This window comes from Winogradskyella immobilis, from assembly GCF_021887715.1.
Taxonomy (GTDB): Bacteria; Bacteroidota; Bacteroidia; order Flavobacteriales; family Flavobacteriaceae; genus Winogradskyella; species Winogradskyella immobilis.
In genome coordinates this window covers 1-461 of the sequence record NZ_JAIQXX010000072.1, presented here as the reverse complement: position 1 = coordinate 461, position 461 = coordinate 1, and the positions used below count along the sequence as shown (strand labels likewise).

Here is a 461-nt window from a genome sequence, read left to right as displayed (position 1 = left end):
GTTGAAAAAGAGAATCCAAATTGGGATGATTTGTGGAAACCTTTAGATTCTGAAACAAGTTCAGAATGACAAATCATTAGTTGAATAAATATAAGTTTCAAGCTTGTCGTGCTGAACTTGTTTCAGCATCTATTTTAAACTCAAAACGTATAATAATGATATTATATAGATATGCCTAAACGAGCTTATCATAATTATTGGGTTTATATTCTTACGAACAAACCAAGAGGTGTTTTACATATAGGGTTTAGTGGTGGAATAGATGACCGAATGGAGCGTCATAAATTAGGTGAAGGAAGTAGTTTTGCATCAAAGTATAAATTGACAAAATTAGTGTATTTTGAAGAATATCAGTATGTTAATGAGGCTATAGCTAGAGAAAAACAATTAAAGAATTGGCATCGTCAATGGAAAATTAATTTAGTTGAAAAAGAGAATCCAAATTGGGATGATTTGTGGAA

1 protein-coding gene is annotated in these 461 nt (G+C 30.6%); it reads left to right on the top strand.

The features are described 5' to 3' along the window. Window positions 1-171: 171 nt before the first annotated feature. Window positions 172-461 (top strand): GIY-YIG nuclease family protein (locus K8Z87_RS13880; RefSeq protein WP_227478171.1); only part of this gene is annotated, 290 nt, incomplete at its 3' end.